11 protein-coding genes and 1 pseudogene are annotated in these 14,601 nt (G+C 70.2%); 5 read left to right on the plus strand and 7 right to left on the minus strand.

Going from position 1 to position 14,601, the window contains the following annotated elements; translation table 11 throughout:
* The coding region (locus ACFZDJ_RS54025; protein ID WP_391070601.1) for a hypothetical protein at positions 1 to 212 on the minus strand (212 nt) is incomplete at its 3' end.
* A 251-nt stretch (positions 213 to 463) separates the two neighbouring features.
* On the opposite strand from ACFZDJ_RS54025, the gene ACFZDJ_RS54030 reads away from it, so the two are divergent.
* Both ACFZDJ_RS54030 and ACFZDJ_RS54035 read left to right on the plus strand, forming a co-directional pair.
* Positions 464 to 649 (plus strand): hypothetical protein, encoded by a 186-nt coding sequence (locus tag ACFZDJ_RS54030; RefSeq protein ID WP_390937677.1) that lies wholly within the window; start codon positions 464 to 466, stop codon positions 647 to 649.
* Positions 650 to 846: 197 nt separating this feature from the next.
* Positions 847 to 3,315: a SpoIIE family protein phosphatase gene (locus tag ACFZDJ_RS54035; protein ID WP_391070639.1), complete on the plus strand. Its 2,469-nt coding sequence runs from the start codon at positions 847 to 849 to the stop codon at positions 3,313 to 3,315.
* Positions 3,316 to 3,762: 447 nt separating this feature from the next.
* Here ACFZDJ_RS54035 and ACFZDJ_RS54040 read toward each other — a convergent pair whose 3' ends face one another.
* Positions 3,763 to 4,146, minus strand: coding sequence for a DUF3459 domain-containing protein (locus ACFZDJ_RS54040; RefSeq protein WP_391070603.1), 384 nt, complete (start codon positions 4,144 to 4,146; stop codon positions 3,763 to 3,765).
* A gap of 27 nt (positions 4,147 to 4,173) precedes the next feature.
* Here ACFZDJ_RS54040 and ACFZDJ_RS54045 point away from each other — a divergent pair, with 27 nt between their 5' ends.
* Together ACFZDJ_RS54045 and ACFZDJ_RS54050 are read left to right on the plus strand one after the other, a co-directional pair.
* On the plus strand, positions 4,174 to 4,974 hold the full coding sequence (locus ACFZDJ_RS54045) for a substrate-binding domain-containing protein (RefSeq protein ID WP_391070605.1): 801 nt from the start codon (positions 4,174 to 4,176) through the stop codon (positions 4,972 to 4,974).
* Between the two features lie 348 nt (positions 4,975 to 5,322).
* A complete protein-coding gene (locus tag ACFZDJ_RS54050) occupies positions 5,323 to 6,858 on the plus strand; it encodes an FAD-dependent monooxygenase (RefSeq protein ID WP_391070607.1) in 1,536 nt (511 codons plus the stop codon).
* Between the two features lie 93 nt (positions 6,859 to 6,951).
* On the opposite strand, the pseudogene ACFZDJ_RS54055 reads toward ACFZDJ_RS54050, so the two are convergent.
* The 5 genes and pseudogenes from ACFZDJ_RS54055 to ACFZDJ_RS54075 form a co-directional block, all read right to left on the minus strand.
* A pseudogene (locus tag ACFZDJ_RS54055) lies at positions 6,952 to 7,610 on the minus strand (alpha-amylase family glycosyl hydrolase); the annotation flags it as partial.
* 46 nt (positions 7,611 to 7,656) lie between these two features.
* Entirely contained in the window at positions 7,657 to 8,595 is a 939-nt protein-coding gene (locus ACFZDJ_RS54060; RefSeq protein ID WP_391070609.1) for a carbohydrate ABC transporter permease, read from the minus strand.
* Positions 8,592 to 9,755 (minus strand): ABC transporter permease subunit, encoded by a 1,164-nt coding sequence (locus ACFZDJ_RS54065; protein WP_391070611.1) that lies wholly within the window; start codon positions 9,753 to 9,755, stop codon positions 8,592 to 8,594. Before ACFZDJ_RS54065 ends, ACFZDJ_RS54060 begins: the two co-directional genes overlap by 4 nt.
* Positions 9,756 to 9,761: 6 nt before the next feature.
* Complete coding sequence (locus tag ACFZDJ_RS54070) at positions 9,762 to 11,006, minus strand: extracellular solute-binding protein (protein ID WP_391070613.1); 1,245 nt, start codon at positions 11,004 to 11,006, stop codon at positions 9,762 to 9,764.
* Between the two features lie 196 nt (positions 11,007 to 11,202).
* The gene (locus tag ACFZDJ_RS54075; protein WP_390937689.1) at positions 11,203 to 12,279 is read right to left on the minus strand and encodes a substrate-binding domain-containing protein; all 1,077 of its coding nucleotides are present in this window, start codon (positions 12,277 to 12,279) and stop codon (positions 11,203 to 11,205) included.
* A 121-nt stretch (positions 12,280 to 12,400) separates the two neighbouring features.
* On the opposite strand from ACFZDJ_RS54075, the gene ACFZDJ_RS54080 reads away from it, so the two are divergent.
* Positions 12,401 to 14,530, plus strand: a complete 2,130-nt coding sequence (locus tag ACFZDJ_RS54080) for a glycogen debranching N-terminal domain-containing protein (RefSeq protein WP_391070614.1) — start codon at positions 12,401 to 12,403, stop codon at positions 14,528 to 14,530.
* The last annotated feature ends 71 nt before the right edge of the window (positions 14,531 to 14,601 follow it).

Below are 14,601 nucleotides of genomic sequence, written 5' to 3' on the forward strand. Positions count from 1 at the left end.
AGGCTAGGAGCATCTGGCGCCCAAGCCCCCGCGGTAGCTTGAGGCGTCACCTGAAATAACGACGCCAGTTGTGCGCCGACACCTCGCCTCTGATAGGGAAGACAGATATGGCGCTGGCCGGTGCGCCCCTGATACTGCTCGCGATTCTCGCGCACACCGGAGCCGGTCTGGGCCTGACTTTCACCGGTGGGGCTGCCGCCGGATCCGGGCATGCGTGCCGTCGTGCGGCGGGCGGGCTGCTATCCGGTGGTGTTCCAGTCGTATGGCCCGCCGCGCGCCACTCGATCAGCTCGGGGTCAGACGCCGCAAACTGTCTCGCCACTGCGTCTTTGGGGGCACAGCTTTGACGCGTGGCCGATTCAGAAGAATCGAACGCGGGCGCTTCGTGAGGTGCCGCCCCACCTCTAGCGGCAGGGGTAGTTCGTCCGCTCCGCGAAAAAGATATCGAACATAATTCGAACATGTGGCTCTTGTCAGGTGCGGTTTCTCGGGCGCCTCTGGTCCGGACACCGGCTCCGTCTTCGGCGTGAAGGAGTCGCTCGCGTACCGCTTCGACCGTCACGAGGCCGGAACTCCGGCGCCGGACGGCAGGCAGCCGCAGGGAACCTGGACTTCGACGACCTCCGACATCGTCCTCAGGAAGGAGTGACCTTGGGTGCGGCGGTCCGCTCGGCTGGGGTGACCGGCGCAGTGCTGCTGAGCCCGAGGCGCAGGCAGCCTCGGGTCTCCGCGCTGGGAGCGATCAGCAGTTGTGAAAGCCCGACAGCAGGAGCAGCCTGGACGCAGTGTTGCGGATGGGTCCATCGACTCCAGGTGCACCCGGACGACAGGACGAGGGCGGTGGACATGGCGAAAGGCGCCACCACACCCGACGAGCCTGGCTCGACGTGGCGCGGGTCGGTACCGGACTCCGGGGCCGTGGTGGATCCGCGGGGCGTGGTACTCGCGTTGAGCATGGGCACCTGCCGACTTCTGGGGTACGAGCTGGCGGAGGTGGTCGGCCGGGCCGCGAAAAGGCTGCTCGCCGAGCCCCTGCCCGCGCCCGTCCGGCGCAGCTGTGCCGAGCGGGAAAACTGGAGCGGGCCCGTCACCGTATGGCGCGCAGACGGCGACTCTCTGTTGGTGACGGTTCAGGGCCACCCACTGCAGGACACAGCCGGGGACACGTACTGGTTCCTCACGGTGGTGAGCCTCGACCAGGCCGGGGTCCCATCTGCGAGCGGCGGTGCACTGGACACCGCGCTGTTCAAACAGTGGGCGCTGGAACAGCTTCCCCTGCCCATGGCCTTGTACGACCGCGCAGGAGTGAGGTTCGAGGTCAACGCCGCCATGACACGCGAGTCGGGCAGAGCGGACCACGACCTGATCGGCTGGCCCATGGGGCAGTCCGCCTCCGGTCAGACGTTGGCGGGCTCCCAGGGCGTCGACGAGACCCTGCGGCGGGTGCTGACCACAGGAGACGCCGTGACGACGGAACTGCACGGGCTGGGCCCCGGCGGCACCGCGGGGCGGGTCTGGCTGCTGTCGCTGTACCCCGTCCGCGACCCCGGCGGCCAGGTCTGCGGCATGTCGGCGGCCGCCGTGGACACCACCGAGCAGTTCCGCGCCCGTCGGCGACTGACCATCCTCAATGACGCGGGGCTGCGGATCGGCACCACCCTCGACCTCGGCCGTACCGCCGATGAGCTGGCGGAGGTCGGCACGGACCACTTCGCCGACTTCGCCGTGGTGGACCTGCTCGACAGCGTCCTCCGAGGTGAGGAGACGGCCGCCGGCCGGAACAACCTCCTGGTCTTCCGCCGAACCGCCCAGCGTTCCGTGCTGCCGGGGTGCCCCGAGTCCGTGGTCCCGCTCGGGGCGACGTACTCCTATCCCGAGGACTCCCCGCCCGGGCGCGCTCTCGCTGCGGGCCGGGGCGCGCTGCACTCTGCCAGGGACATCCTGCAGTGGTGGGAGGAGAGCTCCCCCGAGCGTGCCCACAGCATTCGCACGTACGGGATCCACTCCCTCATGGCGGTGCCGTTGCGGGCACGCGGAGTGACCTTGGGGCTGGCACTGTTCTTCCGCCACCGCGCCCCGGTCCCCTTCGAGGAGGACGACCTGCGGCTGGCCGAAGAACTCGGCGCCCGTGCGGCGGTCCTCGTCGACAACGCCCGCCGCTACGGCCAGGAACGCGCCACCGCGCTCGCTCTGCAGCGCAGCATCCTCCCGCAGCACCCCGCGCTGCATCACCCCGCGGTCGAGGTTGCCTCCCGATATCTGCCCGCCCACTCCAGTGCCGGCGTCGGCGGTGACTGGTTCGATGTCATCCCCCTGTCGGGTGCCAGGGTGGCGCTGGTGGTGGGGGACGTCGTCGGCCACGGCATCAGTGCCTCCGCCACCATGGGCCGGCTGTGCACCGCCGTACGCACCCTGGCCGACGTGGACCTGGCTCCCGACGAACTGCTCACCCACCTGGACGACCTGGTGCTACGTATGGACCGAGAGGAGACCGTGGACCGCCCCGACCATCCCGGCGACCTCTCGGGAGAGGTCGGGGCCTCCTGCCTGTACGCGGTGTACGACCCTGTCTCCCGCCGCTGCTCCATGGCCAGGGCCGGCCACCCGCTGCCGGCCCTGGCCACCCCCGACGGCGCGGTGCGCTTCCTGGACCTGCCGACCGGGCCGCCGCTGGGCCTGGGTGGCCTGCCGTTCGAGGTCGCGGAGTTCACCCTTCCCGAAGGCAGCGTCCTGGCCCTGTACACCGACGGGCTGATCGAATCCCAAGCCCGCGACGTGGACGAAGCCTGCGACCTGCTGCGCTCCGCCCTCGCCGACCCCGGCCGCCCGCTGGAGGAGACGTGCGACCGGACGCTGCGCGACCTGCTCCCCGACGCCCGCACGGACGACGTCGCTCTCCTCTTGACCCGGACCCGGGCCCTGAGCACCGACCAGGTCGCCACCTGGGAACTGCCCGCCGAGCCCTCTGTCGTGGCCCGGGCCCGTGGACTTGCCGGCGAGCGCCTGGCTGCTTGGCACCTGGAGGAAGCCTCCTTCACGGCCGAACTCGTGGTCAGTGAACTGGTCACCAACGCCATCCGCTACGGATCCCCACCGATCCACCTGCGGCTCATCCGCGATACGGCCTTGATCTGCGAGGTCAGCGACGTCAACAGCACAGCCCCCCACCTGCGACGCGCCCGTCTCTCCGACGAAGGAGGCCGCGGCCTCCTCATCGTCGCCCAGCTCTCCCAACGCTGGGGCAGCCGCCACACCCGCACCGGCAAGACCATCTGGGCCGAACTGCCGCTCCCTCCCGCGCAAGAGGCATCGTGATGGCTGTGGTGGAGCTGTCCAGGACTGCACCGCACAGGAGGTCTTCGTGTCCCACCGTAATGCCCGGCTGACGGTTCATGGCGGCCGGCTGCTGGTCGAACGTGTCCGTTTTGGCCGGGCAGTGGCGCATGTGGTGCTGACGCGGTGGTACACGGCGGCCCGCGTCGGCTCAGGAGTGGGACGGGCCGGTGCTGCTCCGGATGACAGCCGGTGAGCTCGGCGGGGCAGCGTGCTGGACATGGCGGGTGCGAGCGCGTTCACCAGCGACTGCAGGGGCGCCAGGCGCATCGGTTGGTTGCGTATCGCCGAACTGGACCCGAACGCCGATGGCGCAACGGGAGAACCAGGGCCTGTCCGGTCAGGGGAGAGGACACCGGACAGGCCCTGGCGGACACAAGGGAGGGGATCCGCAGGCGGGTGCCGTCCGCCCCTCCCCATGGCGGCCGGCTAGACCGAGGACCAGGCGGCCTGATCCGGTGCCAGCAGGCCGTCTTCGACGGGGCCGCTGGACAGCAGGGTCGAGGTGTGACCGGGGAGCGGATACGGCTCGGCCGAGAGGTTGACCACGCAGACGAAGCCGGGTTCGCGGCTGAAGGCGAGGACTCCGGCGGGGGCGTCCAGCCAGGTGAGGGTGCCGTCGCCGAGCGCGGGGTGCTCGCGGCGCAGGCGCAGGGCAGTGCGGTAGAGCTCCAGCATCGACGTCTCGTCCCCGGTCTGCGCTTCCACGCCGCGCTCGCCCCAGTCCGCGGGCTGCGGCAGCCAGGGTGTGGCGGAGGCGCCTTCGGGGCTGAAGCCGAACGGTGCGGCCTGCCCGGACCAGGGGATCGGCACGCGGCAGCCATCGCGTCCGCGGTCGGTGTGTCCGGAACGTTCCCATACGGGGTGTTCAACTTCGACTTCCTGATGTCCAGTTGGGACCCGAAGGATCTGCGCGGGGTCATCGACGACTCACTCGCGATGCTCGGCGCGGTCGGCGCCCCCGCCACCTGGGTTCTCTCCAACCACGACGTCGTACGTCACCCCAGCCGCTACGGCCGAAAGGCGGCCAGGCGCTGGGTGGCCAATGAGACCTACCGCCCAGAAGGCCCCCTCAACCTCGAACTGGGCACCCGTCGCGCCCGCGCTGCCGCCCTTCTCATGCTCGCCCTGCCCGGCGGCGCCTACGTCTACCAGGGCGAGGAACTCGGCCTGCCGGAGGTCGAGGACCTGCCCGAGGCCGTCCTTCAGGTCGTCGCCGAGGCATGGGCGGACACCCCCGAGCGGCTCGCCGCATACGTCCGCCGGGACGGCCTGCACACGGCGTCGATGTGCTGCCAGGGCTGCCCGTCGTCCGGGTCCCGGCGGGGCGGCAGGTCCGGGAGTTCGGGGTGCTTGATCAGTCCGTGGGCGACGCAGATCCCGGTCCCCGAACGGATCTCCGTTCTCGGCTTCGACGACCAGCCGCTGGCCGCCTGGTTCGACCTGTCCACGGTGGCCCAGTCACCCTCGGACATCGGCCGCGAGGCCGGCGAACTGGCCCTCTCCCTCATCAACGACCCGGACGCGGACCACAAGCGGCACCTCGTCCTGCCCACCCATGTGATCCCACGGGCCACCACAGCTCCGCCACCCATCCCTCGGAACGAGCGGGAGGGCCGCGGCGAGTCGGCGCACGGGTGACGGCTGGTACCCGCGGCCTCGCCGGTCAACACCGCTACGGGGCTTGCTGGAGGGACCGCTTGGGTCGTGGCCCGCGGTCTCGGCGATGTGGGGTGAGGGCGTCGGAGGCGGGGGCGTCGAGGCCCTGGCGTGACCATCGGATGCGACGTGACCGGCATGGCTGGATGAGCGGGCCAAGGGTCGCCGGCGGCTGCCTGTGTTGCAACGTGCGGTCGCTGCTCGGCTTCGCCGTCCTTGACGTCCGCGACCGCGTAAAGCGGAACCAAGCCATCCCCTTGTCGCCCCATCTCTCGCCGTATGTGGTCTTACCACCCAAATTGCGATGCCTCCCGGCGCTACCGTGGACTCATGACGGCGCCGCTGGACGTGTTGGTGGTGGGTGCAGGCCCCACGGGGCTGGCGCTCGCCTCGCAACTGCGCGCCTATGAGGCCCGGTTCCGGATCCTCGACCGTTCCCTGGACCGGGCGCACGAGTCGAGGGCCCTGGCCATCCAGCCCCGCACACTGGAGGCGCTGGCCGGGTTCGGGGTGACGGACGAACTGGTCGACCGCGGCAACCCCGCGATGCGGTTGCGGATGCATGTACCGCGGCGCGTGGTGCAGATGCCGCTGTTCGACATCGGGCTGGCCGACACCGCGTACCCCTTCCTGCTGTTCCTCTCGCAGGCCGAGACCGAGGCCGTCCTGTCGGAGCGACTCGCCGCCCACGGCGTGGTGATCGAGCGTGGCACCGAGCTGGTCCAACTGGAGCCCAAGGGCTTGTACGCCTCCTGCCGGCTGCGGTACGGCGACGGCGCGGAGGAGACCGTGGAGGCGCGATACGTCGTGGGCTGCGACGGCGCCCACAGCACCGTGCGCACCCAGGCGGGAATCGACTTCGTGGGCTCCGCGTATCCGCAGGTGTTCCTGCTCGCCGATCTTGAGGTCGACGGGCTGGAGCCGGGGGCCGTGCACGCGTACGTGGCCGGGGCCGGGATGCTGTTGTTCTTCCCGCTCGGCTCGCCCGCGACCTGGCGGATGCTCGCGGTGCGGCCGCCCGGTGCCCCGGACGCCGAGGTGGAGCTGGGGCTGCTGCAGGGGATCGTCCACGCGTACACCACGGACCGGCTGGTGTTGCGGGATCCGGCCTGGATGACTGACTTCCGGCTCCACAATCGTGGCGCCACCCGGTATCGCTCGGGACCGTTCTTCCTGGCGGGGGACGCGGCGCACATCCACAGCCCGGCCGGCGCGCAGGGTATGAACACCGGCATCCAGGACGCGCTCAATCTGGGCTGGAAGCTCGCCCTCGTCTGCCGGGGTGCCGCGCCCGAGGAGCTGCTGGAGACGTACGAGGCCGAGCGTGCCCCGGTCGGCCGCAGCGTCCTGCGCTTCACCGACCGCGCCTTCGCCATCGGCACTGGCCGCAACCCGGCCATCCGGCTGGCCCGCACCCAACTCGCCCCGCGTCTTTTCCCGTTGGTGAAGCGCGCGACGGGGCTGCGTGGTCGCGTCTTCCGTACGGTCTCCGAGCTCGGCATCCACTACCGCCGCAGCCCCGCCGCGGGCACCGGGCCGCACTCGCCCAAGAGAGGCCCCCGGGCCGGGGACCGGCTGCCCGACCTGCCTCACGGACTCCAGGCAAGGACCGCAGGGCCGGGCTATCACCTGCTGCTGTCCGGACCGCCTGCCCTCTGGCCCGATGAACGGCTCGCCCCGATCCTGCGGGGGCGCGAGGAACTGGTCGGCGTGCACCGGATCGGCGAGGACAGCCCTTGGCCGGACGTCGCCCAGGGCCTGGTGCGCCCTGACGGTTACATCGGCTACGTCGCGCGCGGCGCGCATCTGGAGGGGCTACGCGTCCACCTCGACCGCTGGTTGCCCACGGGGGAGGGTGGGTCATGACCGAGCAGAGCGGCCTCGAAGCCCTCTCACTGCACCGTACCGGTGTGCGGCGTGCTGCCGAGGCCCGGCGTGCTCCGCGTCCGGGCGGGGTGGCAGGTCGGGCAGTTCGGGGTCTTTGATGAGTCCGTGGGCGACGTCGATGCGGAAGCCGTCCACACCTCGGTTGAACCAGAGCCGCAGGATCGACTCGAACTCTGCCTGTACCTCATGGTGTTCCCAGTTAGGTCGGGCTGTTTGGGGGTGAACAGGTGCAGGTACCACTCGCCGTCGGGCAGCTGGGTCCAGGCGGGGCCGCCGAAAACCGACACCCAGTTGTTGGGTGGCTGGGTGCCGTCGGGGCCGCGGCCGAGCCGGAAAATGTAGCGTTCCCGCTCCAGGCTGCCCGGTCCGGCCGAGAGTGCTGCCTGGAACCAGGCGTGCTGGTTCGAGGTGTGGTTCGGGACGATGTCCGGGATGACGCGGAGGTCGTGCCGGTGCGCCTCCTCGATGAGCTGCTCCGCCTCGGCGACGGTGCCGAACAGCGTGTCGATCTCGCGGAAGTCGGCCATGTCGTAACCGTGGTCGGCCGTCGGGGACTTGTACCAGGGGTTGATCCACAGGGTGTCGACGCCGAGCGCCTTGAGGTAGGGCAGGCGGGAGCGGATGCCGGCGAGGTCGCCGACGCCGTCACCGTTTCCGTCGGCGAAGCTGCGGATGTAGACCTGGTAGATGACGGCGCTGCGCCACCACGGTGCGCTACCGGTTGCGGACATGCGATCGCGTAACTCCTCGACTGGGTGGTAACGGACCCGTCAGCTCCTATTCCTTGACGGCTCCGGCGTTGGCGTCCTGCACGAAGTAGCGCTGGAAGCAGAAGAACAGCGCTGCCACGGGCAGGGTGGACAGAAGGGCTGCCGCCAGCTTCAGCGGGTACTGGGTGCCGCCGCCCAGGCCGCCGGAGACGAGCCGTGCGAGGCCGGTGGTGAGGGTTTCGTACTGGCTGGACTGGGTGGCCACGAGGAAGTGGGTGAACTCGTTCCACGAGCCCTGGAAGGAGAGGATGGTCAGGGTGATCAGGGCGGGGCGGGCCATGGGCAGGACGACCGACCAGAAGGTGCGGAAGACGCCGGCGCCGTCGACGCGGGCGGCTTCCTCGACTTCGCGGGGGATCGACTCGAAGAACTGCTTCATGATGAAGATGCCCGCCGCGTCGACCAGCAGCGGCAGGATCATGCCGGTGTAGGTGTCGAAGAGTCCGAAGGTGTTGAGGACCAGGAATCGCGGGATCAGCAGGGCGATGCCGGGCACCGCCATGACGGCGATGATGAAGCCGAACAGCAGTGTGCGGCCGGGGAAGCGGAGCCGGGCCAGGGCGTAGCCGGCCATCGAGTCGAACAGCACGCGTCCTGCGGTGACGACGACGGCGATGAACGTCGAGTTGCCCAGCCAGCGCAGGAAGGGCACGCCGTCGCCGGCCTGGCTGAGTCCGAACAGGCGCTGGTAGGCGGCGGTGGTCGGGGTGGTGGGGATGAGTCCGAGGGGGTGTGCGGCGGCGTCCGGGTCGGTCTTGAATCCGGTCACCAGTTGGATCAGGAACGGCATCAGGTACAGCAGGCCGACCGCGGCCACCGCTGTGTAGCCGAGGATCCGCAGTGGCGCCGGGAAGCGGCCGAGTACGGGATGTCCCTGTGCCCGGACCTGTGCTCGGGCCTGCTTCTTGTCCTGGTGTTTCCGGACGGGCGTGGACGTGGCGATCATCGCTTCCTCCGGGGGCGGGCGGTGCGCTCGCGCAGGGCGAGGCGTTGCAGGCCGGTCATGGTGAGAATCAGGGCGAGCAGGAGGAAGGCGATGGCCGCGCCCTGGCCGAAGTCGGCGTCACCGAAGGCGGAGGAGTAGGACAGGAAGGCCGGTGTGAGGGTGGTGTTGCCGGGGGCTCCCTGGCTCATGACGTACACCTGGTCGAAGACCTGCCAGGTGCCGATCATGCCGAGGGTGAGGACGAGGAAGAGGACGGGCCGCAGGGCGGGCAGCGTCACGTGCCGCAGCATCTGGAAGCGGCTGACGCCTTCGATGGCGGCCGATTCCTCCAGTTCCCGAGGGATGCCCTGGAGGGCCGCGAGGAAGATCAGCATGAAGGTGCCGGAGGTCGTCCACACGGCGAGCAGGATGATCGTGCACATCGCGACGGACGGCCCGGACAGCCACTCGAACCAGGACAGTCCCATGAAGAAGTGGTTGGCCAGGGCGCCCGAGGGATGGTTCGGGTCGACGATGCCCAGGCCGCCGAGGAGAAGGGAGAGGATGCCGCGGGAGTCGTTGAACCAGTTCGGGCCCTTCACCCCGATCCAGGACAGCAGGGAGTTGACGGCCCCGCTGCCCTGGAAGAGAAAGAGGAAGATGGTGGAGACCGCGATGGAACTGGTCACCGAGGGGAAGAAGAACGTGGTGCGCAGCACGCCCCGGCCGCGCAGCATCCGCTGGTTGACGATGAGCGCCAGTCCCAGCGCGAGGACGGTCTGGAGCGGCACGGTCAGCAGCACGTAGTAGAAGTTGTTGCGCAGCGAGGTCGCGAAGAGGGTGCGGTCGAGGCCGTTCTGGGTCAGCAGGGCCCGGTAGTTGTCGAGCCCGACGAACTTCGTCTTGCCGCTGAACGGGTTGGACTGGCCGTTCCAGTGCAGCAGGCTCACCCACAGTGCCATAAGGGTCGGCAGGACCAGGAACAGGCCGAGGATGATCACCATGGGGCTGACGAAGAGCCAGCCCCAGGCTCCTTCGCCGCGGCGCCCCACGCGCGGGGCGGGCTTGGTGTGGGGCGCCGCGGCCGGGCCGGACCCGCCGGGCGCGTCAGGTGCGCCCGGCGAGTCGGCCGTCTGGGAGCTGCCGCCTGTTACCGTCGGTGTGGTGTCACGGGGAGGCATGGCGGCTCATTCGCCCTTCGTGAGGGCCTGTTCGCCGTTGCTCTGCAGGTCGGCGAGGATCTTCTTCGGGTCGGCGGTGCCCAGCCCGGCGAGGTCGGTGTTGAACTGGATGAGGACCTTGTCGAAGCCGGCGATGGTCACCGGGCCCTGTGCGTAGGCGTTGGCGTCGACCCATGCCTTGGCGGAAGGATTCTGCTTGGCGTACTCGGTCTGCGCGCTGGTACGGGAGGGCATCACGCCGAAGGCTTGGGCGTTCTTCAGCTGCTGCGTGCTGGTGGTGAGGTACTTGACCAGGTCCACGGCCGCCGCCCGGTGGCTGCTGTCCTGGGCCACCCCCCAGCACTGGCTGAAGGCGAGCGTGCCCTTGCCGGACGGGCCGGCGGGCAGCGGGACAACCTTGTACTTCACGTTGGGGTAGTCGGCCTTCATGCCGCCGGTGAGCCAGTTGCCCTCGATGGTCATCGCGGCCTTGCCCGTGCCGAGGGCCTCACCACCCCAGTTGGTGTCGACCTGGTTGGCGAACTTCATCGAGCCGGACTTCAACAGCGACTGCACGTAGGTGAGCGCTTCGGTGTTCTGCGTGCTGTCGGCGGTCATCTTCGTCTGGCCGGCGTCGGTGATCCAGCCGCCGGCCTCCTTCATGAAGACACCGACGCGCGCGTACTCGCCGTTGGTGACCAGTCCGGTGACCTTGCCCTTGGTCAGCTTGGCGGCGACCGTCTTCAGCTGGGCCCAGGTGGTCGGGTAGTCCTTGGCGGTCAGCCCGGCCTTCTTCCACAAGTCCGTGTTGATCGCGAGGGCCAGGGTGGAGGTGTCCTTGGGCAGGCACACCAGCTTCCCGTCGTAGGTGAAGGACGTACGCAGCTGTTCCGAGAAGTCGTCCGCGTCCTTGACCTGGTCGCCGTAGGCGTAGAGGGAGCCGCCCTTGGCGTAGTTGGCGAACTGGTCGGAGTTGACGTAGAAGGCGTCCGGTGGCTTGTGCCCGGCGAAGGACTGGGCGAGCTGCTGGTTGATGTCCTTGGCGACATCCACGGTCACCGTGTTGCCGGACTCCTTCGCATACGCTGCCGCCGCCTCCCTGACGGCCTTGGTCTCCGCGTCGCCCGAGCTGGCGATCAGCACGGTCAGGTGTTGCTTGGAGCCGGCGTCCTGTGCTGTCTTCTTGTCGCTGTCGAAATTCGACGAGCAGCCTGTGGCGGCCATCAGCGCCGCGCAGGTTGCGAGGGCTGCGGTGGCCTTGCGGTTGACCATGGAATTCCTCCGTGGGATACGGGTGTTACGTGCGGCTCCACCCGGTCGGCGCGGGGATGCGGGACCGGGGTGGGGGAGGAGGAGAGAGGGAAACGTCTCGAAGCGGTGCCGGGCACGCGGAGCGCCCGGGCGGTCGTGGCTCGGTTGAGGCCGTCGCTACTGGGCCAGGGCCGTCGTCAGCGGACCGAGGCTGCTGTTAGTCGGCTAAGGCGCTCGCCGCCGTGCCGCCGCCGTCCGGCGCGCAGATGCTGTCGCGCACGACCAGCGACGGCTCCAGGAGCAGGCGCTCCGGCGCCGCGTCGGGAGCGGCGATCCGCGCCAGCAGGAGCCGTACGCACTCCCGGCCGGCCTCCTCCAGCGGCTGGGCGACGGAGGCCAGGGCCGGGAAGAGGATCTCGGCGGTCGGCGAGTCGTCGAAGCCGACCACGGCGACGTCCCGGCCAGGGACGGCGCCGCGTTCGCGCAGCGCCTGGTAGCAGCCGAGCGCCAGCATGTCGCTGGCCGTGACCACGGCCGTCGCCCCCGCGTCCAGGAGCGGTTTCACGGCGGTGCGGGCCGTGTCGATGTCGTTCACTGTCTGCCCGCGCCGCCCGCGGGTCGGCAGCCCGTGCCGGCGCATGGCCCGCTGCCAGCCCTCGGCACGGTCGTCGCCAGCGCCGGAGGCACCGCGTTCCCAGCCCAGGAAGGCGATCTCGCGATGACCGCGGGCAACCAGGTGCTCGACCGCGGCGTCCGTGCCCGAGGCGCCGTCGACGTCGACCCAGTCGCCGATCTTGCGCCCCGACCACATCCGGCCGAAGCCGACGAACGGCACGCCGCGCTTGGCCAGCCACGCCTGGCGCGGGTCCTCGCGCTCCGTGCCGCTGAGCACGAACCCGTCGACCTCGTGCTGGTCGAGCAGTTCCTCGTACCCGTCCAGGGTCGGCAGTCCCGGCGGGCAGGCGAACAGCAGAATCCGGTAACCGGCCTCGTCGGCGGCCTGCGACAGGGCGTGCAGGAACCGGTCCAGGACTGGCGAGCTGGCAAGGGCGGGCTGGACGCCGTAGCCGATCAGCTTGCTGGAGCGGGTGCGCAGCGTCTGCGCGGCGCGGCTGGGGCGGTACCCCATCTCCTCGATCACGCGACTCACCCGCTCCAGGGTCTCGGGCCGCAGCATGTCCGGCGAGTTGATCGCGTTCGACACGGTCTGTGCGGAAACCCCGGCGCGGCGGGCGACCATCGCGAGGGTCACCGGGCCGTTCTTGGCCGAGGAACTGCTGTTGGAGCGGGGCATGCGGCTCTCCGACTTGCCGAGGAGATACGGACTTGTTTTTAGCGTTCAAAAAACGTTGTCATCGCTCTGACGACTGGCTTAGTGTCTTTTGAACGATCTAACGCTGAGAGGTTCTACTTCCTTGGACACCACTGTCAAGACCCAGGACACCAACGGCTCGGTCATGGCGCCCCTCTCCGCGACCGGCGGCCTTCAGCCGTTCCTGCATGACGCGGTCGTCACACTGCACGCGCCGAGCCTCGTGATCTCACGAGAAGACGGGCAGCTCAGCGGGGGTGCGGACGGCTTCTACCACGGCGACCGCAGGGCGCTGTCCCGGCTGACCGTCACGGCCGAGGACATCGCCCTGGCCCCGGTCCAGGGCGGACTGCGGGGAGCGGACCGCGCCGGCTTCCGGGCGATCCTGCGCGGGCTCGGCGAGCTGACGCCGGACCCGGCCGTCGCCCTGCACCGCCGACGCAGCACCTCCGACGGCCGGCTCGAGGAGGTCTTCGAGATCACCAACGCGGGCGGCGAACACGTCCGCTTCCGGCTGACGGTGGGCGCCGGTACGGACCTCGCCACCATGGAGCAGGTCAAGTCGGGACACGTCCCTGCGGAGGCACCGCCCCAGGTCGCGGACAGCGACAACATCGGCCTCGCCTGGTCCACGGGCGACTTCACCGTCCGGCTGTCCGCCGAGCCCGCACCGGACGCGCTTCAGGTGCCGGCGGGCGAGCTGTCGTACGACATCGATCTCAAGCCCGGCACCTCGTGGAGCGCGACGCTGACCTGCACCGCGGCGTACACGGACGGCGACCAGTTCCCGGCCCCGCCCGCGGGCCAACTTCCCTGGCGCATCCCCGTGTTGCGCAGCGCGGACCGTCGCTTCGACCAGTGGCTTCAGCAGTCCCTCGCCGATCTGGACCGCCTGCGCCTGACGGACCCGCAGTCGCCCGACCCGGACCGCCCGGACCAGTTCCTGGCCGCCGGGGCTCCGTGGTTCCTGACCCTCTTTGGCCGAGACTCCCTCTGGGCCGCCCGCATGCTCCTCCCGCTCGGCACGGACCTCGCCGCCGGCACCCTGCGCACGCTCGCCCGCCGCCAGGGCTTGGTCACCGACCCGGCCACCGAGGAACAGCCGGGCAAGATCCTGCACGAAGTGCGCCGCGACACCCTCCAGATCGCCGACCGGCTCTCCCTTCCGCCGGTGTACTACGGCACGGTCGACGCCACACCGCTGTGGATCACCCTGCTCCACGACGCCTGGCGCTGGGGCCTGAGCCGGGCGGAGGTCGAGGAGCTGCTGCCGCACGCCGAGTTGGCGCTCGCGTGGATGCGCGAGGCGGCGGAGGCGAGCGGCGACGGGTTCCTCAAGTACGTCGACCAGACCGGCCACGGCCTGTCCAACCAGGGCTGGAAGGACTCCGACGACTCCATCCGCTACCGCGACGGCCGCCGCGCCCACGCACCGATCGCGCTATGCGAGGTACAGGCGTACGCCTACGAGGCTGCACGCGGCGGAGCAGCGCTGCTGCGCGCGTTCGGCCGACCGGGCGCGGACGCCTGGGAGGACTGGGCAGAGCAGTTGGCCGCCCGTTTCCGCGAGCGCTTCTGGGTGGAGGACGAAAAGGGCCCGTACCCGGCGGTCGCACTCGACGGCGACGGCAGGCCGGTCGACTCCGTCACCTCCGGCTTCGGCCATCTCCTGGGCACGGGCCTGCTCAACGCGGAGGAGAGCGCGCTGCTTGCTGCCCGGCTTACCGCGCCTGACCTCGATGCGGGACAGGGCCTGCGCACGCTGAGCAGCGACGCGGTGGGCTACAACCCCTACGGCTACCACGTCGGCTCGATCTGGCCGCACGACACCGCCATCGCCGTGCACGGCCTGGTCAGGGCCGGCTTCCCGGACGCCGCGGCATCCCTGGCCGACGGCCTGCTGACGGCGTCGGCGGCATTCGACGCCCGCCTACCCGAACTCTTCGCCGGCCACGGCACCGAGATGGGACCTGGTCCCGCCCCTTACCCGGCCTCGTGCCGACCGCAGGCGTGGGCGGCAGCAGCGTCGGTCCTCGTGCTTCAGGCGGCTCTGGGCCTCGGCGCCGACGTGCCCGCGGGCACGGTGACCGTCGCCTCCACCTTCGCCTACGCATACGGCCCCCTGACAGTGACGGGACTCCAGGTCGCCGGATGCCCGCTGACGGTTGCTGCCGCGGCGGACGGCACGGCGAGCGTGGAAGCGCCTGAAGAGCTGGCCGTGATGCAGAGATGACATGGAGGCGTGGAGACGAGGCCAGGCGCGCTGCGACGAAGGACTTCACGATGCTGGTCACCAGGTCCCAC

The sequence above is a fragment of the Streptomyces sp. NPDC007896 genome (assembly GCF_042959425.1).
GTDB lineage: Bacteria > Actinomycetota > Actinomycetes > Streptomycetales > Streptomycetaceae > Streptomyces.

Excerpts from the sequence above, each read along its gene's own strand:
- ACFZDJ_RS54075 (WP_390937689.1), bottom strand. The coding sequence starts at position 12,279 with ATGCCCCGCTCCAACAGCAGTTCCTCGGCCAAGAACGGCCCGGTGACC.
- ACFZDJ_RS54060 (WP_391070609.1), bottom strand. The coding sequence starts at position 8,595 with ATGATCGCCACGTCCACGCCCGTCCGGAAACACCAGGACAAGAAGCAG.
- ACFZDJ_RS54065 (WP_391070611.1), bottom strand. The coding sequence starts at position 9,755 with ATGCCTCCCCGTGACACCACACCGACGGTAACAGGCGGCAGCTCCCAG.
- ACFZDJ_RS54035 (WP_391070639.1), top strand. The coding sequence starts at position 847 with ATGGCGAAAGGCGCCACCACACCCGACGAGCCTGGCTCGACGTGGCGC.
- ACFZDJ_RS54050 (WP_391070607.1), top strand. The coding sequence starts at position 5,323 with ATGACGGCGCCGCTGGACGTGTTGGTGGTGGGTGCAGGCCCCACGGGG.
- ACFZDJ_RS54070 (WP_391070613.1), bottom strand. The coding sequence starts at position 11,006 with ATGGTCAACCGCAAGGCCACCGCAGCCCTCGCAACCTGCGCGGCGCTG.